The following is a 22,127-nucleotide window of genomic DNA, read 5'->3' as shown; positions in this document are numbered from 1 at the left end:
GATTGTCTGTCGGTGGCGGCGGCGTCGATGAATTGGCTGAAGAAGCGCACGATCAACCCGCCTTCGCGCGCATCGGCATAGCCATGTTGCGCTTGGCTAGTTCCCCGCGCTGGCCATGCGCCGCCCCTTGATCGCTTTTTCCAGCCAGCCGATCTCCATTTCCGGAACGGACGACAGCAGCAGGTCGGTATAGGCATCGAAGGGAGGTGTGAGCACCTTGCTCTTGGAGCCATAGCGCACCACTTCGCCGCGATACATCACCGCGATCGAATCGGCGATCGACTTCACCGTCGCCAGGTCGTGGGTGATGAAGAGGTAGGCTACCTTCTCATGCTGCTGCAGGTTGAGCAGCAGCTTGAGGATGCCGTTGGCCACCAACGGGTCGAGAGCCGATGTCACTTCGTCGCAGATGATCAGCTTCGGCTTCGCCGCGAGCGAACGGGCGATGCAGACGCGCTGCTTCTGGCCGCCCGAAAGCTCGGCCGGATAGCGGTCGACGAAGCCCTTGCCCATCTCGATCTCGTCGAGCAGCTCGGCGACACGGCGGTCGCGTTCCCTGCCGCGGATACCGAAATAGAATTCGAGCGGCCGGCCGATGATGGTGCCGACGGTCTGGCGCGGATTCATCGCCACGTCGGCCATCTGGTAGATCATCTGCAACTGGCGCAGATCCTCCTTCGGCCGGTCGGCGAGCCGGTTGGCCAGTGGGCGCCCATCGAAGGTCACCGTGCCCTGCTCGGGCGGCAACAGGCCGGTGATGGCGCGCGCCAGCGTCGACTTGCCTGAACCGGACTCGCCAACCACGGCCAGTGTCTGGCCCGGATAAATGTCGACCGAAACGTTCTTGAGCACCTTGACGTGGCCGCCGCCATAGGCGGCGGTGACGTTCTTGACCGACAGGAACGGCGTCGCGCCCGGGTTCTGTTCGGCATGTTCGATCTCGTGCACCGAGACCAGCGCGTTGGTGTATTCCTGGCGCGGCTCCTTGATGATCTGGCGGGTGCCCCCCCATTCGACCAGCCGGCCGTGGCGCAGCACCATGATCTCGTCCGAGACCTGGGCAACGACGGCAAGGTCGTGGGTGATGTAGAGCGCCGCCACATGGGTGTCGCGGATGGCGTCCTTGATCGCCGACAGCACGTCGATCTGCGTCGTCACGTCGAGCGCCGTGGTCGGTTCGTCGAAGACGATCAGGTCAGGCTCCGAGCAAAGCGCCATCGCCGTCATCACACGCTGCAACTGTCCGCCCGACACCTGATGCGGAAAGCGTTCGCCGATGGTTTCCGGGTTCGGCAGGCTGAGCTTCTTGAACAGCGCGATCGCGCGTTTCTCTGCCTCGGCCCGTGTCGCCGTTCCGTGCAGAAGCGTGGCTTCCACCACCTGGTCCATCAGCCTGTGCGCCGGATTGAAGGCGGCCGCCGCCGACTGCGCGACATAGCAGACCTCGCGGCCGCGCAGCTTGCGGAATCCGTCCTTGCCGCCCTTCAGGATATCGCGGCCGTTGAGGATGACTTCGCCGCCGGTGATGCGCACGCCGCCGCGGCCATAGCCCATGGACGACAGGCCGATGGTCGACTTGCCGGCGCCGGATTCGCCGATCAGGCCGAGCACCTTGCCCTTCTCCAGTGTCAGCGACACGTCGTGGACCAGCGTGATGGTCTTTGGTGTCTCGCCAGGGGGATAGACCGTCGCCTCGATGCGCAAATTGCGGATGTCGAGCAGAGGGGTGGACTTTGCCTTGCCGTCAGCCATCAGCCGCGTCCTCCCTTCAGGCTTGTCGTGCGGTTCAGCACCCAGTCGGCAACAAGATTGACCGAGATCGCTAGGGCCGCGATCGCGGCCGCCGGAATGAGCGCGGCGCCTATACCGAACACGATGCCGTCCTTGTTCTCCTTCACCATGCCGCCCCAGTCGGCATCCGGCGGCTGCACGCCAAGGCCGAGGAAGGACAGCGTCGACAGGAACAGCACCGCGTAAATGAAGCGCAGGCCGAGTTCAGAAACCAGTGGCGACAGCGCGTTGGGCAGGATCTCACGGAAGATGATCCAGACGCTGCCTTCGCCGCGCAGCTTCGCTGCCTCGACATAGTCCATGACGTTGATGTCGACAGCGACCGCGCGCGACAGACGATAGACGCGGGTTGAATCGAGGACGCCCATCACCAGTATCAACGTCACCAAGTTGGATGGCAGCACCGAAAGCACGACGAGAGCCATGATCAGCGTCGGGATCGACATCAGCAGATCGACGAGGCGCGACAGTCCCGTGTCGAACCAGCCGCCGAAAACCGCCGCCGAAAAGCCGAGAATGGCGCCGAGCGAAAAGGAGAGCGCGGTGGCGAGCACGGCGATGAACAAGGTGATGCGGGCACCGTAGATCATGCGCGACAACAAATCGCGCCCAAGATTGTCGGTGCCCAGCCAATGCAGCGCCGACATGGGTTCCCAGGGAGTGTCGCTGACGATCTCGGCATTGCCGTGCGGCGCGATCCATGGCGCGAAGACTGCCGCCAGCACGAACAGAGCGGTGAGCGCCAGGCCGATCAGCGCCGGGATGGGAATGCGTCTGACATCGAGCATATCGGTCGCTCCCTACTTCGGATGTCTGAGACGCGGATTGGCGACGATCGCCGCTATGTCCGCGATGATGTTCAAGCTGATGTAGACGGCGGCGAAAATCAGGCCGACCGCTTGCACCACCGGCACGTCGCGCTTGGTGACGTGGTCGACGAGATATTGGCCCATGCCGGGATAGACGAAGATCACCTCGACGACGACGACACCCACGATCAGATAAGCCAGATTGAGCATCACGACGTTGATGATTGGCGCAATGGCATTCGGAAATGCGTGCTTCCGGATCACGCTGAACGCCGACAGGCCCTTCAGTTCCGCTGTCTCGACATAGGCCGACTGCATGACGTTGAGGATGGCCGCCCGCGTCATGCGCATCATGTGGGCGAGCACCACCAGCGTCAGCGCGGCCGCCGGCAGCGCGATCGCCTGCATGCGCTCGCCGAACGGCATGCCGTCATAGACCGTCGAGATGGCAGGGAACCATTGATACTGCACGGCAAAGAAATAGACGAGCACATAGCCGATAAAGAATTCCGGGAACGACGTCGAGGCGAGCGCCAAGCCGGAAATCAGCTTGTCGACCCAGCCATTGCGGTAGCGCACCGCGATCAGGCCGAGCGTGATCGCCAGTGGAATGGCCACGATTGCCGCCCAAAAAGCCAGGAACAGCGTGTTCCACAGCCGTTCCTTGATCGATGTCGCGATGTCCTGCCCGCTCGACATGGCGGTGCCGAGATCGCCGGTCAGCACGCCGCCCAGCCAGTGGAAATAGCGGATATAGGCGGGCTGGTTGAGCCCGAGCTGCTCGCGCAGGTTGGCCAGCGACTCCGGCGTCGCCGACTGTCCGAGGATGGCTTGCGCGACGTCGCCGGGCAGGATCTGGGTGCCGGCGAAGATCAGGACCGAAACGGCCAGCAGAAGGAGGATGCCCAGCGCGATGCGCTGGGCCACCAGTTTCACGAGGGGCGAGGACATCTCCGCAGGGCCGTGCTCAGGCTTCGAGCCAGCACTTCGCCAAAGCGTAGCCGTTGCACAGCTCCTGGTGCGGATCCTCCACCCAACCGGCGACTTTCGGTCCCGTTGCGTCGATGAACTGGTTGAACATCGGCAGGATCAGGCCGCCTTCGTCGCGCACCATGACAGCCATGTCGTGGTACATCTGCTTGCGCTTGGCCTCGTCGAGTTCGGCGCGCGCCGCCAGCACCATCTTGTCGAAGTCCGGGCGCTTGAAGCGCGTGTCGTTCCAGTCGGCCGTCGACAGATAGGCGGTCGAGTACATCTGGTCCTGGGTCGAGCGGCCGCCCCAGTAGGAAGCGCAGAAGGGCTGCTTGTTCCACACCTCGTTCCAGTAGCCGTCGCCGGGCTCGCGCTTGAGCTCGATCTTGATGCCGGCCTTGGCCGCGCTCTGCTGGAACAGCTGGGACGCATCGACAGCGCCCGGGAAGGCGACGTCCGAGGTCCTCAGCAGCACTGTGCCGTCATGGCCCGACTTCTTGTAGTGGAACTTGGCCTTGTCGGGATCGTATTTGCGCTGCTCGATTTCGGTGAACAGCGGATAGGACGCGTTGATCGGGAAATCGTTGCCGAGCGAGCCGTAGCCGCGCAGCACCTTGTTCAGCATTTCCTCGCGGTCGATCGCCAGCTTCAGCGCCATCCTGAGGTCGTTGTTGTCGAACGGCGCCGTGTCGCAATGCATGATGAACACGTAATGGCCGGGGCCGGAATGGTTGCGGATGGTGACGCCCGGTACGCGCTTGATCAGGTCGACGATCTTCGGCTCGACGCGGTTGATCATGTTGACTTGGCCGCCCTGCAGGGCCGCCGTGCGCGCCGTCGCGTCGTTGATGACGACGACTTCGACCTGGTCGGCATGGCCCATCTTGTCGCCCTGCCAGTAATTGGCGAAGCGCTCGCCGACATGGCGCACGCCAGGCTCGTTGGTCTTGACCTTGTAGGGGCCGGCCGAGATGCCGGCGTCGGGCTTGTCCTTGCCGCCGTTCGGCTGGACGATCAGGTGATAGTCGCTGAGCAGGTACGGAAGGTCGGCGTTGGCCTCCTTCAGGGTAAGCACCACTTCCTTGCCGTTGACCTTGATGGTGTCGATGCCCTTCATGTAGCCAAGCGCGCCGGATTTCGACTTCTCGTCCGAATGGCGTTCGAGCGTGGCGGCGACGTCCTCGGCGGTCACCGTCTTGCCGTTATGGAATTCGATGCCGTCGCGGATCTTCAGCGTCCAGACCTTGGCGTCCTTGGATGAGCCGATGTCTTCGGCGATGCGGTTCTCGAGCTTGCCCTCGGGCGACAGCTCGACGATCATTTCGCCCCAGCATTTGCCGAAGGCGAACGGCACCTGCGTCATCATCAGCGCCGGGTCCAGGCTGTTGGTGGATTCGCCGCCGACCAGGCCGGCCTTTAGCGTGCCGCCCTTGACCGGCCCCGCCGCCCGCGCCGCGCTCGAAAGCAATGCGTTGGCGAAGGGTGCGGCGATGCCGAGCGCTGCCGCACGGCCAAGGAAATCACGACGGCTCAGTTTGCCCGACGCGACGCGCCGGCTAAGGAATTCCAGTTCGTTTGACATTTGAGTTCCTCACTCTGTTGGTTCGACTCTGTGGTCGATTTTCTTGCTTGTTGTTAAAGGGAATAATGACCGCAACGGAAAGCGGTAAGCAAGACCGAATGCGACATGCCGTGGCGTAAATCGCACGTCGCATTTGGACCAACGATTTCAGCACTCAAACCAGCGCTCGCGGGACCTTTTCGTCGAAATCGCGCTCGAAGACGAGGTTTTCGCCCTCGTAAGCCTCGATTCTGGCGCTGACGATGAAGTTTTGCGCATCCGACCGCATTTGCGCCCATGTCTCGGTGCGGACCGACCATCCGTTTCGCGACAGGGTCTGCGTCCAATGTGTTTTTCCCGAGGCTGACAGAGGATCGTCAGGATGGATGGTCCAGGTTTCGCGGGCGATGCTGCCGTTGACAAGGCCATGGTCGAGATCGCGCACCTCGCCGAAGTCGTCCGTTATGGAAAGCGTGACGATTCCCGTCTTTTCGTCGCGGTCGACATGGCGTTCGGAATTCGCGGCACGGATCGTCTCGGTCGCCCAGGGCGCGGCACCTTCCGGCTCGCCGAAAACGGCTTCGTCGCCTGTTGCCAGCAGGCGCAACGGCACCGATAGCGTGGCGTCCGACAGGGTCAGTCGTGCCGGTTCCGGCGAAGGCCAGATCATTGGCCAGTAGGCGGCCGAAATGGCAACGCGCAGACGGTGGCCGGCCGGCACGCGGTAGGCGCATTGATCGAGCACGACACGCACCGAAACTGTCTCCCCGGGGACCAGCGCTTCGGGGAATTCATGCGAGTTGCGGTGCGTCAGATTGAGCACGCCATAGGATATAAGTTCCGAGGCACCGTCGGGATGCACGTCGCAAAGCCGGACCGCGATGTTGGCCTGGGGCCGATCGGAGGCAAGCTGGATCTTAAGCTCCGGCGCCCCGACAATCTCGATCGGCTTGGTGAGCTCAGGCTGGTCGAAACACGCCGACAGCGCATCGTCAGGGCGCTGATCACCCGGCAATTCCGGCCCGAAGGTGAACGGAAAATATTCGCCGCCGGCGAGCCCGCAGGTCTGCGGTGAAGCGACCGTGGAAGGCCCTGCATCAGGGGGAATTAGTTCGATCGCTTCGACCGCTATGTTGGACGACGGCCACTCCTGCTCGGCTATCCAGCGGCCGGGCCGCTCGGGATGCCAGCGGGCGGGACGCACGCTGTCCATCACATAGGCGCGGTAGTCGGGATCGGCCTCGACGCCGGTCTCGACGCCCTTCAGCCAGTGGTCCCACCAGCGCAGCGCTTCCTGCAGGAAGCCGATGGCGGGCTTGGGTCCGGCATAGTGCGGGTATTTGTGGATCCACGGCCCGACGATGCCCTTGACCGGTGCCTCGATATTGGTGACGAGGTGCGAGATCGTGTTGCGGTAGCCGTCATGCCAGCCGCCGATCGACAGCACCGCGGCATGAACAGCGGAAAAATCCTCGCAGATCGAGCCGCGCTTCCAATAGGCGTCGCGATGCTGGTGGCTCAGCCACAGCGGCAAAAGGAACGATTGGTTCTCCAGCCGTCTCAGCCACAGGTCGCGCCATCTGTTGTCGCCGGCAAGCAGCGGATCTGGTGGCCGCGACGAGTAGGACAGCATGGTCGAGGCCCAGCCGAAATTCTCGTTCAAAAGGCAGCCGCCCTTGTAGTGGATGTCGTCGGCATAGCGGTCGACGGTGGAGCACAGGCTGATCACCGCCTTGAGCGCCGGCGGCTGTTTGGCCGCCACCTGCAGGCAATTGAAGCCGCCCCAGGAAATACCCATCATGCCGACATTGCCGTTGCACCAGGGCTGCGCCGCCGCCCAGGCGATGACATCGCAGGCGTCCTGCAGTTCCTGCTCGGAATATTCGTCGTCCATCAGCCCTTCGGAATCGCCATTGCCGCGCATGTCGACGCGGATCGAGGCGTAGCCGTGGCCGGCGAAATAGGGATGGGTAAGCTGATCGCGAAAGATCGTGCCGTCGCGCTTGCGGTAGGGCAGGTGCTCGAGGATGACAGGTACCGGGTCATCGCCCGCATCCTCCGGCATCCACACCCGCGCCGACAGCCGGCAGCCATCGGGCATGACGATGCCCATGTCGGGAAATTCGACGACCTTGCGGGGAAATTCGGTGATGGTTTTCATGGCAGGCATAACGCCCCGCGGCACGAGAACTTTCAATCGTCATTCGCGACTGGAGCAGCGAAATATGCGACCTGTGCCGCTACCGCAATTCGTCGAGCAGTTCGGGATGTTTCTCCAGCAGTGTCATCAACTGAATTGTCGGGCCACTCGGTTCGATCAAGCCTCTTTCGTACTTGTCGAAGGCATTTTCTCCGACCTTGAACAGGGATCCCGCCTCGCGCTGCGAAAGCTTGAGCTTCGCGCGCATGCGGCGGATGGTTGACGGGGCCGGCACGCCGTCGATCTTCTCCTTGAGGGCGCGCAAGGCGGCATCTACAGCGGCCATGTCGTCGCCGACATGTACACCCTCGCCATCCGATGGCGGATAGTAGCCGGGCAGGTCGACGATCATGCTCTCGCCCTTATAGGTTACGGTGAATGGACGGACCCCGCGCGCCAACGTTTCTCCGGTTTCGGGAGAGACCATCATATTCGTTTCACTGCTCTCCCTTGTCGCCATGGTCATTTCTCCTTGAACGATATGATCGTGAATTCGGTCACGACATCCGCCTGGAATTTCACATAGAGAAGCATGTCGCGCGCTGGCACGTGATAGACATCCTGCCACACTCGATGATCCGCGAAAGTCGTCATCGACTTCACAAACATCTTCCGCGTCATGCTGTCGATCACCTCGACCATGCCGGCGCGATCGAAGCCCAGCCCGACAGCATCCCGCAGTGCGGACGTTGTGATCGCCAGGGTGTCGACAGACCCAAACATCGACTTGATTGCATCAAGATCGTAAGTGGGCCTACGTTTCTCCATAAGCCAATATGCCCCCTTAAAGGGGGTAATTCAAGTGGCGGTTATTGAGACGGAACTCAGTTAAGCGGAATGTCGTTTTCGGCCTTGTTCGCCTGATAGGCGTCGGACAGCTCGTCATAGCGTGCGGAAATCCTGGCGATGCGCGCCTCCAGCCGCTGGCGTTCGACCTCGGGCAGTGCGCGCACCAGCCGACGGATGGAAAAGCTTTTCCAATAGGCATTCTCGGCATTGTAGCCGCCGGGGTCGAGGGTGAAGACCTCTTTCAGGATTTTGAGATCATGCGGAATGGCGAAACTGTCGCGCGAATCCTCGTGGCTGAAGAGGTAGTAAAAATTGTCGAAGCCGGTCCAGGTGATCGCCGACAGGCAGAGCGAGCAGGGCTCATGCGTGGCGATGAAGATGGCGTCTTTCGTGTCGACACGTTCGGCCTTGGGCATTTCGTAAAAGCGCTTCAGGCAATGCACCTCGCCATGCCAGAGCGGGTTTTCCATCTCGTTGTTGGTCTCGGCTAGTACCAGCGACCGGTCGTCCTTGCGCAGGATCGCCGCGCCGAACAGCTTGTTGCCGAGCGCGACGCCTTCTGCCGTCTTCGGCACGATATCTTGCTCGATGACGTCGAGCAGGCGGTCGATCAGCGAAATGTCGGTCATCACAAGCTCTCGTCAGGAAGATGGATCTCGTAGGCGTGCGAGAAATGGAATTCTTCGAGGTTGGACCCGTCGCCGCCGCGGTCGACGATCAAAAAATCCTGCGCCTCGCCGAGCGGCGTCAGCACGCCGTGCCACAGATTGCGGGAATAGTTGATGCCTTGCCCCGGCGCGGTGATGAAGGCATGCGGCTCGTCCGGCCCCTCCTTGCCGTCATGGCAGACGACGACCAGGAACCGACGCGGCGACAGCGGGATGAAGGCCTGGCTGCCCAAGGGGTGGCGCTCGACCATGGTCAGCTTCAGCGGCATCTCATAAGGCGTGCCGCGCACCATCGAGATCAGCACGCGCGCATTTGGTCCTGTCGCCTGCGCGGTAGCGAGGTCGTGGTAGCGCTCGGCCTTGCCGCCATTGATCGGGTAGTGGTTGTCGCCGCCCATGTCGATGACGTCGCCGAATTCGGCAAAGGCCTCGCGGGTCAGCGGCCGCGCGACGATGGGGGTCATGACGTGCGCTTCGCGATATCTGCCCCGCCGAGTTTGGCGTGCCGGTTGACATCCTTGTAAAGCAGATAGCGGAATTTGCCGGGGCCGCCGGCATAGCAGGCCTGCGGGCAGAAGGCGCGCAGCCACATATAGTCGCCGGCCTCGACTTCGACCCAGTCCTGATTGAGCCGGTAGACAGCCTTGCCCTCGAGCACATAGAGCCCGTGTTCCATGACATGCGTCTCGGCGAAGGGAATGACCGCGCCCGGCTCGAGCGTGACGATGGTCATATGCATGTCGTGGCGCAGATCGGCGGGATCAACGAACCGCGTCGTTGCCCAGCGGCCCTCGGTGCCCGGCATCGGGGTCGGCGCGATCTCCTGTTCGTTGGTGAAGAAAGCCTCGGGAATCTCGAGGCCGTCGACTGCCTCATAAGCCTTGCGTATCCAGTGGAAGCGGACAGCCGCCTTGCTTTCGTTGCGGACTGTCCAGCCGCTGGCCGGCGGCAGGAAGGCAAAGCCGCCGGGCCTCAAGCTATGCTTCTTGCCGTCGAGCAGAACCGTCAGTTCGCCCTCGACCACGAACAGGGCGCCTTCGGCACCGGCATCGGGCTCCGGCCGGTCGCTGCCGCCGCCGGGCGCGACCTCGACGATGTATTGCGAAAACGTCTCGGCGAAGCCGGACAGCGGCCGCGACAGGATCCAGACGCGGGTCTTGTCCCAGAACGGAAGGGCGCTGGTGACGATGTCCTGCATCACGCCCTTGGGAATGACCGCATAGGCCTCGGTGAAGACGGCGCGGCCGGTCAGAAGCTCGGTCTGGCCGGAATGGCCGCCCTGCGGGGCATAATAGGTGCGCTCGGGCATCCTGATCGTATCCATGGTTCAAACCTATTGTGGAAGCATGTCCTTGAGGCGGAGCAGCGCGATGAGCTCGACCTGTTTACAGGCGGTCTCGAACTCGACGCCGCGGCTGTTGCCTATACGGGCTTCGAATTCGGCGAGGATTTCCTCCTTTGTCTTGCCCTTCACCGCGATGATGAAGGGGAAGCCGAAGGTGGTGACGTAGGCGGCGTTGAGCTTGGAGAACAGTTCGCGTTCCTTGTCGGTCAGCGCGTCGAGGCCGGCGGAAGCCTGTTCCCTGGTCGATTCCGCCGTCAGCCGCCTGGCCTTGGCGAGCTTGCCGGCGAGGTCGGGATGGGCGTTGAGCACGCCGAGCCGCTCGGTCTCGCTGGCGGAACGGAAGATGCGGCAGAGCGCATTGTGCAGGCCGCCCGCCGTGTCGTGCGCCGGGCCAAGCTCCAGCTCGTAGGCCCGTTCCGCGATCCACGGCGAATGCTCGAACACGCCGCCGAAGGTGTGAACGAACGTCTCGAATTCCATCTTCGACGGGCGCAAAGCGGCCGGCTTGTAGGGATGGTTCTCCTGCCAGTGCTTGGCGATGTCGATGCGCCGTGCCAGCCAGACCTTGTCGTGCGACTTGACGTAATCGACGAAGCGCTTCAGCGCCGCTACCCGGCCCGGCCGTCCGACGAGACGGCAATGCAGGCCGATATTCATCATGCGCGGCCTGCCTGCCTTGCCCTCGGCATAGAGCGTGTCGAAACTGTCCCTGAGATAGGCGAAGAACTGGTCGCCCGAGTTGAAACCCTGCGGCGTGGCAAAGCGCATGTCGTTGGCGTCGAGCGTGTAGGGGATGATGAGCTGCGTGCTGCCGCTATGCTCGAACCAGTAAGGCAGTTCGTCGTCATAGGTGTCCGAGACGTAGTCGAAGCCGCCTTCTTCGGCCACCAGCCGCACCGTGTTGACCGATGTGCGGCCCGTATACCAGCCGGTCGGGCGCTGGCCGGTCACCTCATAGTGCAGCTTGATCGCCGCTTCGAGATCGCGGCGCTCGTCCTCGGCGTCGTGGTCGCGGTAGTCGATCCATCTCAGTCCGTGCGAGGCGATTTCCCAGCCGGCTTCCTGCATGGCCGTGACCTGGTCGGGTGAGCGCGCGAGCGCCGTGGCGACGCCGTAGCAGGTCACAGGCACCTGCTCTTCGCTGAACAGGCGCAGCAGCCGCCAGAAGCCGGCCCGCGCCCCATATTCGTAGATCGATTCCATGTTCCAGTGGCGCTGGCCCACCCAGGGCGCCGCGCCGACGATTTCCGACAGGAAAGCTTCCGAAGCCTTGTCGCCGTGGAGCACGCAGTTCTCGCCGCCCTCTTCGTAGTTGACGACGAACTGCACGGCGACATGCGCGCCGCCAGGCCATTTCGGATCCGGCGGATTAGCTCCGTAGCCACGCATGTCCCTGGTGTAACGCATCGTCCCTCCGCACCCGGCATCACCGGAAGTATGATCAGAATATCGAAAGGGTGCTTCTCGCATTCCCCTCAAAATTTTTGAAAGTGTTTTTGTCGCACTCCGCTCGACCGGGACTTATGCATCGCCTTTAATTGGCGCACAATTCATCGTTAGTGCTCGATTGTACCGGCCAATTTGTTCGTATTGGAAAATGGGAGGCGGCCAATGGCAGAAACGTCGAAAGCCGATGGCGGGCGTCTGACGACCCATGTCCTGGATACCGCGACCGGTAAGCCGGCGGCTGGATTGTCGATCGCGCTCTACCATCTTGACGGTTCCGCCCGCACGCTTCTGAAGACGGTCGTCACCAATGCAGACGGCCGCTGCGACGCGCCGCTGCTGGCAGGCGCCGACTTCCGCCCCGGCGAATACGAACTGGTGTTCGCGGCTGGCGATTATCTGCGTGTCCAGGGCACGAAGCTGCCGGAGCCTGCCTTCCTCGACAGCGTGCCGATCCGCTTCGGCATGGCGGAGGCGGTGCACTATCATGTACCATTGCTGATCTCGCCATACGGCTATTCCACTTACAGGGGGAGCTGAGGCATGGCCAAGGTCAACATTCGCGACGAAATCCGCTTCATTCTGAATGGCAGGGATGTCGCGCTGTCATCCGTGGCGCCAGACGCGACCTTGCTCGACTGGCTGCGGCTCGACCGTTCGCTGCGCGGCACCAAGGAAGGCTGCGCCGAGGGCGATTGCGGCGCCTGCACCGTGCTCGTCGGCAAGCTATCGGCCACCGGACTGGTCTATGAAAGCGTCAATGCCTGCATCCGCTTCCTCGGCTCGCTCGACGGCACCCATGTCGTGACGGTCGAGCATCTGCGCGGCGAAGCTGGTCAGTTGCATCCTGTGCAGCAGGCGATGGTCGATTTCCATGGCTCGCAATGCGGATTCTGCACGCCGGGTTTCGTCATGTCGCTCTATGGCTTGTGGATGAAGTCGCCGGACCCGTCGGATGCGGCGATAGAAAAGGCCTTGCAAGGCAATCTCTGCCGCTGCACCGGCTATGAGGCGATCATGCGCGCCGCGCATGCCATCTCGAGCTATGGCAAGGCGGCGAAGGATCCGCTGGCGGCGGAGCGCCGGGACATCACGACACGGCTGCGGGCGTTGCGCGATGGCGCCAGGATCGAGATTGGCTCCGGCAAGACTCGGCTGGTCGTGCCGGCCGATGCCGACGATTTCGCTTCTGTCTTCGAAAAAGAACCCACCGCCACCGTCGTCGCCGGTTCGACCGACGTTGGCCTGTGGGTGACCAAGCATATGCGCGACATCTCGCCGGCGATCTTCATCGGCGATCTGCCGGGGCTTTGCACCATCACGGAAGAAGATGGCGTCATATCGATTGGCGCCGGCGTCACCTACACCGAAGCCTTTTCGACACTGTCGAAACGCATCCCGGCGCTGGGGCCGTTGTTCGACCGCATCGGCGGCGAACAGGTTCGCAACATGGGCACGATCGGCGGCAACGTCGCCAACGGCTCGCCGATCGGCGACACGCCGCCACCGTTGATCGCGCTCGGCGCACGGATGACATTGCGCAAGGGCAAGAAGCGGCGCACGATCCCGTTGCAGGATTTCTTCATCGCCTATGGCAAGCAGGACCGCCAGCCAGGCGAGTTTGTCGAGGCTGTGCATGTGCCCGTGCCGGCAAAGGATGTGAAATTCGCCGTCTACAAGGTCACCAAGCGCCGTGACGAGGACATCACCGCGACCTTGGGCGCCTTTTGTCTGGCTCTGGCCAAGGACGGCACGGTAGCCGATATCAGCATCGCCTATGGCGGCATGGCGGCAACGCCGAAGCGGGCGTCGGCGGTTGAACAGGCTTTGATCGGCAAGATTTGGAGCGAAGCGACGGTGGAGGCAGCGATGGCCGAATACGCCAAGGACTTCACGCCGCTCACCGACATGCGCGCGAGCGCCGAATATCGAGCGCTGGCGGCAAAGAACCTCTTGCTGCGCTTTTACGTCGAGACGACAGGAACGAAAGCGCCGTTCCAGGTGTCGCGCGACGAGGCGGCCTGATGCGAATCAAGGCGAGTGAGCAGACAGGCAAACGGTCGCGGGTAGCGTCCTTCTCCCCGTTCACGGGGAGAAGATGCCGGCAGGCAGATGAGGGGCGGCGCCAGCGTCGATCGCTTCTGGTAAACTCGTCAATGTCGGCGCTGCCCCTCATCCGGCCCTTCGGGCCACCTTCTCCCCGTGAACGGGGTGAAGGGAAGGAGGCTGAATGAACGACCACGCACCATCAAACCTCAAGGCGGAAAAGATCGTCGGTGGCGTCGCCACCGACCAGCAGCATGATTCAGCCCACAAGCACGTCAGCGGCGGCGCCGTCTATATCGACGACATGCCGGAACCGGCAGGCACGCTGCATGCCGGCCTTGGCCTGTCCAAGGTGGCACATGGCGTTCTGAAAAGCGTCGATCTCTCGGCGGTGCGCGCGGCCCCTGGTGTCGTCGACGTGCTGACTTATGCCGACGTGCCGGGCGAAAACGATGTCTCGCCCAGCAACATGCATGACGATCCGGTGCTCGCGGAAGGCAAGGTGCAGTTCTTCGGCCAGCCGATCTTCGCGGTGATTGCCGAGACGCGCGAGGCAGCCCGGCGCGCCGCGCGCCTGGCCAGGATCGAGTATGATGAGCTTCCCGCCGTGATCGACATCTGGGACCTTGATCCGACGAAGGACAAGCAGGTGACCACGCCGCTGATCCTGAAGCGCGGCGATGCGGCCGCGGCAATCCAGGCAGCGCCCCGCCGCATCAAGAACCGCATGTGGCTTGGCGGCCAGGACCATTTCTACCTCGAAGGCCAGGTGTCGCTCGCGATTCCCGGCGAGGACGACGAGGTGACTGTCTACTGTTCGACTCAGGGTCCGAGCGAGACGCAGCATCTGGTCGCCCACACGCTCGGCGTGCCGAGCAACGCGGTGACGGTGGAGGTGCGCCGCATGGGCGGCGGCTTCGGCGGCAAGGAAACACAGGCCAACCAGTGCGCCGCGATCGCCGCCATCGCGGCCAAGAAGCTGAAGCGCGCGGTCAAGATCCGGCTCGACCGCGACGAGGACATGACCGCAACCGGCAAGCGGCACGATTTCGCCATCGACTACGAGGTCGGCTTCGACGACGAGGGCAACATCCTCGGCGTCGATTTCACCTACGCCTTGCGCTGCGGCTTTTCCGCAGACCTGTCCGGACCGGTCGGCGATCGTGCGCTGTTTCACTGCGACAACGCCTATTTCTATCCTGCGGTGCACGCCAAGTCGGCGCCGCTCTTTACCAACACCGTGTCCAACACCGCCTTTCGCGGCTTCGGCGGCCCGCAAGGCATGGTCGGCGCCGAGCGCGTCATCGACGAGGTCGCCTTCGCGGTCGGCAAGGATTCGCTCGAAATCCGCAAGCTGAATTTCTACGATCCGATGGAAGCGATCGGCGGCCGCAACGTCACGCCCTATCACCAGAAGGTCGAGGACTGCATCATCCAGCGCATCGTGGCGGAACTGGAGGAGAGCGCCAGCTATGCGCGCCGCCGCCGCGAGATTTCCGCGTTCAACGCCAACAGCCGCTTCGTCAAGCGCGGCCTGGCGCTGACGCCGGTCAAGTTCGGCATCTCCTTCACCAAGACCGAGGCCAACCAGGCCGGCGCGCTGGTGCATGTCTATGCCGACGGTTCGGTGCACATGAACCATGGCGGTACCGAAATGGGGCAGGGCCTGCACCTCAAGGTAGCCCAGGTCGTGGCCGAGGAGTTCCAGATCGACCTCGACCGCGTGAAGATCACCGCCACCACCACCGCCAAGGTGCCTAACACCGCGCCGACGGCGGCATCCTCTGGCGCCGACCTCAACGGCATGGCGGCGCAGAATGCGGCGCGCCAGATCCGCCAGCGGCTGACCGACTTCGCCGCCGAGAAATACCAGATCCCCGTCGACCAGGTGGTGTTCCTGCCCAACCGGGTGCGCGTCGGCAACCAGGAGGTCAGCTTCAACGATCTGGTCAAGCAGGCCTATGTCGCGCGTGTGCAGCTCTCGGCCGCCGGCTTCTACAAGACGCCGAAGATCCATTGGGACCGCAGCAAGGGCCGGGGCCACGCCTTCTACTACTACGCCTATGGCGCGGCCTGCGCCGAAGTGTCGGTCGACACGCTGACCGGCGAATATGTCGTCGAGCGCGCCGATATCCTGCACGATTGCGGCCGGTCGCTGAACCGGGCCATCGACCTCGGCCAGGTCGAGGGCGGCTTCGTCCAGGGCATGGGCTGGCTGACCACCGAGGAACTGTGGTGGGACGACAAGGGCCGGCTGCGCACGCATGCGCCGTCGACCTACAAGATTCCGCTGGCGTCGGACCGCCCAAAAATCTTCAACGTGGCGCTGACCGACTGGTCGCAGGCCTATGAGCCGACCATCCATCGCTCCAAGGCGGTCGGCGAACCGCCGCTGCCGCACGGCATGGCGGTGCTGCACGCCCTGTCGGATGCCGTGGCCAGCGTCGCCGACCACAAGATCTGCCCGCGCCTCGACGCGCCGGCAACGCCAGAACGCGTGCTGATGGCGATCGAACGGTTGAAGCGGGAGGCTTCAGAGCCGTCTTGAGGCTCCAAAACGTGCAAATCGCGCCGAAAAACACTATATTTCGTGGATGGAAGTGCAGACGATGAACTCGAAGGTTCAAGAGCTGAAAGTGTTTCTCGACCATGCCGGTCGGGTCGCGCTTGTCGAAGTTGCGGCGACAAAGGGTTCGACGCCGCGCGAGGCCGGTGCCTTCATGCTTGTCTCGGCATCGGCGATTTTCGGCACCATTGGCGGCGGTCAGCTCGAATATATGGCGATCGACAAGGCGCGGCAGATACTGGGCTCTTTGCGCTCCGCACCTTCCAGCGAATTTGCCGATGTCGGCGCCGCCCCTCATCCGCCTGACCGTCCTCCGCAGCAGCTGCGCAGCAGATGCGGAGGGTGGACCGGCACCTATAGTGACGGGGAGAAGGGAAACGGCCGTAACGCCGGCGACCCCCCGTCCTTACGGGAAGAGGGTAAGGGTGAGGGGCAGCGCGACGCTGACGAAACTGTCGTCACGCTCGACGTTCCGCTCGGGCCGGAAATCGGCCAGTGCTGCGGGGGCCGGGTCGAAGTGTTGATCCGCTTGGTCGACGGCACAATCGAGGAAAAGCTGATAGCGAACGCTGAATCGGAAGAGGCGCATCTCCCGCATGTCTATATCTTCGGTGGCGGCCATGTCGGCCAGGCGTTGGCCGCGTCGCTGGCGCTGCTGCCGATCCACGTTGTCGTCGTCGAGACCCGATCCGAGGCGCTGGAAGGCATGCCGGAAACCGTCGAGACGCGGCTGACGCCGCTGCCGGAGGCCGAGGTACGCAACGCTCCGGCCGGCGCCGCCTTCGCCATCCTCACCCATGACCATGCGCTCGATTTCCTGATCGTCGCCGAAGCGCTGAAGCGCGGCGACGCGGCCTATGTCGGCATGATCGGCTCGAAGACCAAGAAGGCGACATTCAGGAGCTGGTTCCTGAAATCGGCGGACGGCGACGAGGCAGAGTTTGCCCGCCTGGTCTCGCCGATCGGCGGCGACGCCGTCAAGGACAAGCGCCCGTCCGTCATCGCCGCGCTGGCGGCCGCCGAGATCATGACTGCGCTGGTCATTCACCGGGCCGTGTCGAATGCCGACCATCAGGGCCATCAGGCCGGGATCATGGCCGGTTAGCCGAGGCCGCTCGCCGGCGGCCTGTCGTTTTCAATCGCCCGAAGCACGCATTTGCTATATGCAACCGGCGTTGCAGCATGAGGCGAAGGCATATGGGCGTTCTCAAAATCGCGGCTTTTTCGGATGGCAGCTCCGGCGGCAATCCGGCCGGAGTCCTGATAAATGACGCCTTGCCCGATGCCGCCGAAATGCAGCATATCGCGGCGGAGGTCGGATTCTCGGAGACCGCCTTCGCCGCGCCCGATGGCGACAGCTGGCGCGTCCGCTATTTCTCGCCGGAATCCGAGGTCCCCTTCTGCGGCCACGCCACCATTGCACTGGGCGCCGCGTTGGTTCGGCGGTTTGGCGATGGGCTCTTCCCACTCAAGCTCGCCCAAGCCAGCATTACCGTTGAAGGCTTTCGAGATGGCGCGAACGTTGCCGCCGCGCTGCAGTCGCCGCCCACACGCAGCAAGCCCGCCGCTTCGGAGCTGATTGGCGAATCGCTGGCGCTATTCGGCTACGCTGTGGCCGATCTCGATCCGGCCATTCCACCGGCGCTGATCCATGGCGGCGCCGACCATCTTGTGCTGGCTTTCAACTCGCGCGAGGCGCTGGCGGCCATGCGCTACGACCTTAAGGCCGGACAGCTCTTCATGCGGAGGGAAGGGCTGGTGACGATCCTGCTCGCCTACGCCGAAACGCCGCGCTTGTTTCACACGCGCAATCCCTTTGCATCCGGTGGGGTCTATGAGGATCCCGCGACGGGCGCGTCGACAGCCGCCTTTGCCGGTTATCTCAGAGACATTGGCTGGCCGCATGGCGGCGCGATAGATGTCGTGCAAGGCGAGGACATGGGCATGCGCTCACGCCTGCATGCCGATATTCCTGTGGAGATAGGCAGTTCGATCAGGGTTTCCGGCACCGCACGGATGATGGACGAGGCATAACCGCACCTGCCTCAGTCAGGCCATTTCAGGCCGAGATGCGAGCGCAGCGTGGTGCCTTCATAGTCCTTGCGGAACAGGCCGCGCCGCTGCAGCTCCGGCACGATCAGGGTGGCAAAGGCATTGAGTTCACAGGGCAAAAAGGACGGCATGACGTTAAAGCGGCCATTTGGCTGCCCGCGACGGCAGCCATCCGGCTACCAACCCCGGCTGGCTTTCGCGCAAGGCAACCGGATCGGATGGGCCAGGAGGCCATCACTTGCCGGCCAGAAGATCCTTGATCAGCCGCTGGCAGCGCTCGGCCATGAAATCGAGCAATAGCCGCACCTTGGGGTCCTGCAGCTTCTTGTGCGGATAGACGGCAGCGAACTGTACCGGAGTCGGCGGCGTGCTGGTCAAGATCACTTTCAGCCGGCGGTCGCGGATGAACGGCTCGACCTCGAAGCGCGGCTTGTTGATGATGCCGCGTCCCGACAGCGCCCAGCCCGTCAGCACGTCGCCGTCGTCGGTGTCGTAGGGTCCATGCACCTCGAATTTCTGTGGGCCGGCCGGCGTTTGCAAGGTCCAGACATATTCGAGCGCGCCGGAATAGCGCAGCATAAGGCAGTCATGTTTCCTGCCGATCAGCTCCTGCGGCTCCATAGGCTCGCCGCGCGCCTCCAGATATTTGGGTGCGGCGACCAGCACACGCTCGCATTCCATGATACCGCGCATCCGAAGACTGGAATCCTCGATGATGCCGAGGCGGAAGGCGACGTCAATGCCTTCCTTCATGATGTCGACATTGTGGTCCGAAAGCCTGAGCCGCACCTCGATGTCAGGGTATTTGTCGTGGAAATCGGGAATGCCCGAGGCCACCAGCCGTCGCCCGAGACCGAGCGGTGCGGTGACGCGAATGGTGCCGCGCGGCTGGCCGGACAGCGCCGAGACGGCCGCTTCCGCCTCGGTGATCGCCTCCAGCACCTGCTTGGCGCCGGAATAAAAAACAGTGCCATGTTCGGTCGGCATCAATTGCCGGGTGGTGCGGTTGAACAGCCGCACGCCGAGATGCTTCTCCAGTTCCTTGATGCGGTTGGAGGCGACCGCCGGCGAAATGCGCATGTCGCGCCCGGCCGCCGACAGATTGCCGAGCTCGACGACGCGGACGAAGACGGCGATGTTGTCGAGATAGGCCATGCGGAGCACCTTCGCCGGTTTGCGGCCATCAACCTAGTATTTTCCAATTTTTTTTGAAAGTCATCGTACACCTCGCCTCTTTTCGTTTGCGCGCCACACCGTAAAGTCACCCGATCGGCAGGGACGACTTCAATGATGGATTTCGCGATTTTCTGGGACTGGCTGAGCTTCGCCGTGCGCTGGCTGCACGTCGTCACCGGCATCGCCTGGATCGGCTCGTCCTTCTACTTCGTCGCGCTCGATCTTGGGCTGCGCCAGCGCCCTGGCATGCCGGTCGGCGCCTTCGGCGAGGAATGGCAGGTGCATGGCGGCGGCTTCTATCACATCCAGAAATATCTGGTGGCGCCGTCCGAGATGCCGGAACACCTGACCTGGTTCAAATGGGAATCCTACGCCACCTGGCTGTCCGGCTTCGCCATGCTTTGCGTGGTCTACTACGCCGGGGCCGATCTGTTCCTGATCGATCCCAATGTGCTGCCGATGTCGGTGCCGGTTGGCATCCTGCTGTCGATGGCCACGATCGGCGTCGGCTGGGTCGTCTATGATCTCTTATGCCGCTCGCCGCTCGGCAAAAGCGACACCGGCCTGATGCTGGTGCTCTATGGCGTGCTGGTGTTCATCGCCTGGGGGCTGACGCATCTGTTCACCGGCCGCGCCGCCTTCCTGCATCTGGGCGCCATCACCGCCACGATCATGTCGGCCAATGTCTTCATGGTCATCATTCCCAACCAGAAGATCGTCGTCGCCGACCTCATCGCCGGCCGCAAGCCGGATCCGAAATACGGCAAGATCGCCAAGCAGCGCTCGCTCCACAACAATTATTTGACGCTGCCCGTACTGTTCCTGATGCTGTCGAACCATTATCCGCTGGCGTTCGGCACCCAGTTCAACTGGGTCATCGCCTCGCTGGTGTTCATCATCGGCGTCTTGATCCGCCACTATTTCAACACCGTGCACAAGCGTGCCGGCAATCCGCACTGGACGTGGCTCGGCGCCCTTGTCCTGTTCCTCATCATCATCTGGCTGTCGACGGTGCCGAAGGTGCTGACGGGCGAACCGAAGGCCTCCGCCGCGGCTGAGGTCTATATCGCCTCGGCGCATTTCCCGGCCGTGCGCGACACCGTGCTCGGCCGCTGCTCGATGTGCCACGCGGCCGAGCCGGTCTATGAGGGCATCTATCACGCACCCAAGGGGGTGATGCTCGACACCGACGCCGGCATTGCCGAGCATGCCCGCGAAATCTACCTGCAGGCCGGGCGCAGCCACGCCATGCCGCCCGCCAATGTCTCGCAGATATCAGACAAGGAAAGGGCGCTGCTGGTGGCCTGGTTCGAAGGCGCGGGGAAATAGACATGGCCTCGACACTTCTGCGTGGCCGCACGCTGTCCTTCGTGCGCTGGCCGCAAACCATCGACGACCGCTCCGCCTGGCGCTACGAGGAGGATGGCGGTCTGCTGATAAGCGACGGCAGGATTGTTGCATCAGGCGCTTACGCCGATGTCGAGAAACAGGCCGGCGAGACGGTGAAAAAAATCGATCACCGGCCGCATCTGCTGCTGCCGGGCTTCATCGATGCCCATGTGCATTTCCCGCAGATGCAGATCATCGCGTCCTATGGCGCCGAACTGCTCGACTGGCTGAACACCTACACCTTTCCCGAAGAAACCAAATTCGCCAACGCTCAGCATGGCCGCCGCATCGCGCGCCTGTTCCTTGACGAGACGGTGCGCCACGGCACCACGACGGTTGCCGCCTATTGCTCGGTGCACAAGGCCTCCGCGGAAGCCTTCTTCGCCGAGTCGCATGCGCGCGACATGCTCAACATCGCCGGCAAGGTGATGATGGACCGCAACGCGCCCGAAGGTGTGCTCGATACGCCGCAATCCGGCTATGACGATACCAAGGCACTGATCGCGGAGTGGCACGGCAAGGGAAGGCAGCACTATGCCATCACGCCACGCTTCGCCATCACCTCGTCACCGGAGCAGATGGAGATGGCCGGCGCGCTGAGCCGCGAACATCCCGGCCTGCACATGCAGACGCATCTGTCGGAAAACCACGCCGAGATCGCCTTCACGCAGCAGCTCTACCCTTGGTCGCGCGACTACACCGACGTCTACGAGCATTACGGGCTGCTGGGCAAGAAGAGCCTGTTCGGCCACTGCATCCATCTGTCGGAGCGCGAGGCGGACGCGCTTTCGGATAGTGGTTCGGTGGCCGTCTTCTGCCCGACCTCGAACCTGTTCCTCGGCTCAGGCCTGTTCGACTATCAGCGCTTTCGCCGCCGCGACAAGCGGTTGCGCATAGCGTCCGCCACCGATGTCGGCGGCGGAACCAACTATTCCATGCTGCGCACCATGGATGAGGGCTACAAGGTGATCGCGCTCAATGGCGAGAAGCTGAACCCGTTCCAGTCCTTCTGGCAGATCACGCGCGGCAATGCCGAGGCGCTGTCGGTGGCTGACAAGATCGGCACGCTGGAGCAAGGCACCGATGCGGACATCGTCGTGCTCGATGCCCGCGCAACGCCCGCCATGCGGCTCAGGATGGAAACGGCCGAGACGCTGGCGCAGGAATTGTTCCTGCTGCAGACGCTGGGCGACGACCGCGCCGTGCGCGAGGTCTATGTCGCGGGGCGGCCTGCCAAGAGCGACATGGCGAATTAGGCGCTGCTCGTGCGTTCCTTGCTTGACCCGGCGGCAGCCATCGGTCAAAGCGTGCGACGAA

The 22,127-nt window shown here is 63.1% G+C and carries 19 protein-coding genes and 1 pseudogene; 7 read left to right on the top strand and 13 right to left on the bottom strand.

The window, feature by feature from the left end:
* Positions 1–96: 96 nt before the first annotated feature.
* From FJW08_RS13525 to puuE, 11 genes are all read right to left on the bottom strand, one after another.
* On the bottom strand, positions 97–1,752 hold the full coding sequence (locus FJW08_RS13525; RefSeq protein ID WP_140810979.1) for an ABC transporter ATP-binding protein: 1,656 nt from the start codon (positions 1,750–1,752) through the stop codon (positions 97–99).
* A complete protein-coding gene (locus FJW08_RS13520; protein ID WP_140757171.1) occupies positions 1,752–2,579 on the bottom strand; it encodes an ABC transporter permease in 828 nt (275 codons plus the stop codon). Before FJW08_RS13520 ends, FJW08_RS13525 begins: the two co-directional genes overlap by 1 nt.
* A gap of 12 nt (positions 2,580–2,591) precedes the next feature.
* Positions 2,592–3,551, bottom strand: coding sequence for an ABC transporter permease (locus FJW08_RS13515; protein ID WP_140757169.1), 960 nt, complete (start codon positions 3,549–3,551; stop codon positions 2,592–2,594).
* A 16-nt stretch (positions 3,552–3,567) separates the two neighbouring features.
* Positions 3,568–5,154 carry an ABC transporter substrate-binding protein gene (locus tag FJW08_RS13510; protein WP_140810978.1) on the bottom strand — a complete coding sequence of 529 codons (1,587 nt, stop codon included), beginning with the start codon at positions 5,152–5,154 and terminating at the stop codon, positions 3,568–3,570.
* A 154-nt stretch (positions 5,155–5,308) separates the two neighbouring features.
* Positions 5,309–7,294, bottom strand: coding sequence for a CocE/NonD family hydrolase (locus FJW08_RS13505; RefSeq protein WP_140810977.1), 1,986 nt, complete (start codon positions 7,292–7,294; stop codon positions 5,309–5,311).
* Between the two features lie 79 nt (positions 7,295–7,373).
* On the bottom strand, positions 7,374–7,793 hold the full coding sequence (locus FJW08_RS13500; RefSeq protein ID WP_140810975.1) for a type II toxin-antitoxin system MqsA family antitoxin: 420 nt from the start codon (positions 7,791–7,793) through the stop codon (positions 7,374–7,376).
* A 2-nt stretch (positions 7,794–7,795) separates the two neighbouring features.
* Positions 7,796–8,101 (bottom strand): type II toxin-antitoxin system MqsR family toxin, encoded by a 306-nt coding sequence (locus tag FJW08_RS13495; protein WP_140810974.1) that lies wholly within the window; start codon positions 8,099–8,101, stop codon positions 7,796–7,798.
* Positions 8,102–8,157: 56 nt separating this feature from the next.
* Entirely contained in the window at positions 8,158–8,751 is a 594-nt protein-coding gene (locus FJW08_RS13490; protein WP_140810973.1) for a nucleoside deaminase, read from the bottom strand.
* Complete coding sequence (locus FJW08_RS13485) at positions 8,751–9,254, bottom strand: ureidoglycolate lyase (RefSeq protein ID WP_140810972.1); 504 nt, start codon at positions 9,252–9,254, stop codon at positions 8,751–8,753. Before FJW08_RS13485 ends, FJW08_RS13490 begins: the two co-directional genes overlap by 1 nt.
* A complete protein-coding gene (locus FJW08_RS13480; RefSeq protein WP_140810971.1) occupies positions 9,251–10,114 on the bottom strand; it encodes a bifunctional allantoicase/(S)-ureidoglycine aminohydrolase in 864 nt (287 codons plus the stop codon). Before FJW08_RS13480 ends, FJW08_RS13485 begins: the two co-directional genes overlap by 4 nt.
* 9 nt (positions 10,115–10,123) lie before the next feature.
* Positions 10,124–11,542 (bottom strand): allantoinase PuuE, encoded by a 1,419-nt coding sequence (gene puuE / locus FJW08_RS13475; RefSeq protein ID WP_140757155.1) that lies wholly within the window; start codon positions 11,540–11,542, stop codon positions 10,124–10,126.
* Positions 11,543–11,746: 204 nt separating this feature from the next.
* Here puuE and uraH point away from each other — a divergent pair, with 204 nt between their 5' ends.
* The 5 genes from uraH (at position 11,747) to FJW08_RS13450 (ending at position 18,227) form a co-directional block, all read left to right on the top strand.
* Entirely contained in the window at positions 11,747–12,121 is a 375-nt protein-coding gene (uraH, locus tag FJW08_RS13470; RefSeq protein ID WP_140757153.1) for a hydroxyisourate hydrolase, read from the top strand.
* Positions 12,122–12,124: 3 nt separating this feature from the next.
* The gene (gene xdhA, locus FJW08_RS13465; protein ID WP_140810970.1) at positions 12,125–13,606 is read left to right on the top strand and encodes a xanthine dehydrogenase small subunit; all 1,482 of its coding nucleotides are present in this window, start codon (positions 12,125–12,127) and stop codon (positions 13,604–13,606) included.
* A 205-nt stretch (positions 13,607–13,811) separates the two neighbouring features.
* Positions 13,812–16,175, top strand: coding sequence for a xanthine dehydrogenase molybdopterin binding subunit (gene xdhB, locus FJW08_RS13460; protein ID WP_140810969.1), 2,364 nt, complete (start codon positions 13,812–13,814; stop codon positions 16,173–16,175).
* Positions 16,176–16,236: 61 nt separating this feature from the next.
* Positions 16,237–17,298, top strand: a complete 1,062-nt coding sequence (gene xdhC, locus FJW08_RS13455) for a xanthine dehydrogenase accessory protein XdhC (protein WP_140810967.1) — start codon at positions 16,237–16,239, stop codon at positions 17,296–17,298.
* 92 nt (positions 17,299–17,390) lie between these two features.
* On the top strand, positions 17,391–18,227 hold the full coding sequence (locus FJW08_RS13450) for a PhzF family phenazine biosynthesis protein (protein WP_140810966.1): 837 nt from the start codon (positions 17,391–17,393) through the stop codon (positions 18,225–18,227).
* Between the two features lie 11 nt (positions 18,228–18,238).
* Here the strand turns inward: FJW08_RS13450 and FJW08_RS13445 are convergent.
* Together FJW08_RS13445 and FJW08_RS13440 are read right to left on the bottom strand one after the other, a co-directional pair.
* Positions 18,239–18,385 (bottom strand): annotated as a pseudogene (locus FJW08_RS13445) (nitrilotriacetate monooxygenase); the annotation flags it as partial.
* A gap of 94 nt (positions 18,386–18,479) precedes the next feature.
* Positions 18,480–19,400 carry a LysR family transcriptional regulator gene (locus tag FJW08_RS13440; protein ID WP_140757143.1) on the bottom strand — a complete coding sequence of 307 codons (921 nt, stop codon included), beginning with the start codon at positions 19,398–19,400 and terminating at the stop codon, positions 18,480–18,482.
* Positions 19,401–19,532: 132 nt separating this feature from the next.
* Here FJW08_RS13440 and FJW08_RS13435 point away from each other — a divergent pair, with 132 nt between their 5' ends.
* Positions 19,533–20,750 carry a urate hydroxylase PuuD gene (locus tag FJW08_RS13435; protein WP_140810965.1) on the top strand — a complete coding sequence of 406 codons (1,218 nt, stop codon included), beginning with the start codon at positions 19,533–19,535 and terminating at the stop codon, positions 20,748–20,750.
* Between the two features lie 2 nt (positions 20,751–20,752).
* Positions 20,753–22,066 carry a guanine deaminase gene (gene guaD / locus FJW08_RS13430; protein ID WP_140810964.1) on the top strand — a complete coding sequence of 438 codons (1,314 nt, stop codon included), beginning with the start codon at positions 20,753–20,755 and terminating at the stop codon, positions 22,064–22,066.
* Positions 22,067–22,127 lie beyond the last annotated feature (61 nt).

The organism is Mesorhizobium sp. B3-2-1, assembly GCF_006439515.1.
In the GTDB taxonomy this organism is placed as follows: domain Bacteria; phylum Pseudomonadota; class Alphaproteobacteria; order Rhizobiales; family Rhizobiaceae; genus Mesorhizobium.
This window is presented reverse-complemented; position numbering and strand designations above follow the sequence as displayed.

Bases quoted from the DNA above. Each gene is read 5' to 3' on its own strand.
- FJW08_RS13440 (WP_140757143.1), bottom strand. From the start codon at position 19,400: ATGGCCTATCTCGACAACATCGCCGTCTTCGTCCGCGTCGTCGAGCTC.
- FJW08_RS13490 (WP_140810973.1), bottom strand. From the start codon at position 8,751: ATGACCGACATTTCGCTGATCGACCGCCTGCTCGACGTCATCGAGCAA.
- FJW08_RS13510 (WP_140810978.1), bottom strand. From the start codon at position 5,154: ATGTCAAACGAACTGGAATTCCTTAGCCGGCGCGTCGCGTCGGGCAAA.
- xdhB (WP_140810969.1), top strand. From the start codon at position 13,812: ATGAACGACCACGCACCATCAAACCTCAAGGCGGAAAAGATCGTCGGT.
- xdhA (WP_140810970.1), top strand. From the start codon at position 12,125: ATGGCCAAGGTCAACATTCGCGACGAAATCCGCTTCATTCTGAATGGC.
- FJW08_RS13520 (WP_140757171.1), bottom strand. From the start codon at position 2,579: ATGCTCGATGTCAGACGCATTCCCATCCCGGCGCTGATCGGCCTGGCG.
- FJW08_RS13480 (WP_140810971.1), bottom strand. From the start codon at position 10,114: ATGGATACGATCAGGATGCCCGAGCGCACCTATTATGCCCCGCAGGGC.
- uraH (WP_140757153.1), top strand. From the start codon at position 11,747: ATGGCAGAAACGTCGAAAGCCGATGGCGGGCGTCTGACGACCCATGTC.
- FJW08_RS13525 (WP_140810979.1), bottom strand. From the start codon at position 1,752: ATGGCTGACGGCAAGGCAAAGTCCACCCCTCTGCTCGACATCCGCAAT.
- FJW08_RS13515 (WP_140757169.1), bottom strand. From the start codon at position 3,551: ATGTCCTCGCCCCTCGTGAAACTGGTGGCCCAGCGCATCGCGCTGGGC.
- FJW08_RS13450 (WP_140810966.1), top strand. From the start codon at position 17,391: ATGGGCGTTCTCAAAATCGCGGCTTTTTCGGATGGCAGCTCCGGCGGC.
- FJW08_RS13500 (WP_140810975.1), bottom strand. From the start codon at position 7,793: ATGGCGACAAGGGAGAGCAGTGAAACGAATATGATGGTCTCTCCCGAA.
- xdhC (WP_140810967.1), top strand. From the start codon at position 16,237: ATGAACTCGAAGGTTCAAGAGCTGAAAGTGTTTCTCGACCATGCCGGT.
- FJW08_RS13495 (WP_140810974.1), bottom strand. From the start codon at position 8,101: ATGGAGAAACGTAGGCCCACTTACGATCTTGATGCAATCAAGTCGATG.
- FJW08_RS13485 (WP_140810972.1), bottom strand. From the start codon at position 9,254: ATGACCCCCATCGTCGCGCGGCCGCTGACCCGCGAGGCCTTTGCCGAA.
- puuE (WP_140757155.1), bottom strand. From the start codon at position 11,542: ATGCGTTACACCAGGGACATGCGTGGCTACGGAGCTAATCCGCCGGAT.
- FJW08_RS13435 (WP_140810965.1), top strand. From the start codon at position 19,533: ATGATGGATTTCGCGATTTTCTGGGACTGGCTGAGCTTCGCCGTGCGC.
- guaD (WP_140810964.1), top strand. From the start codon at position 20,753: ATGGCCTCGACACTTCTGCGTGGCCGCACGCTGTCCTTCGTGCGCTGG.
- FJW08_RS13505 (WP_140810977.1), bottom strand. From the start codon at position 7,294: ATGAAAACCATCACCGAATTTCCCCGCAAGGTCGTCGAATTTCCCGAC.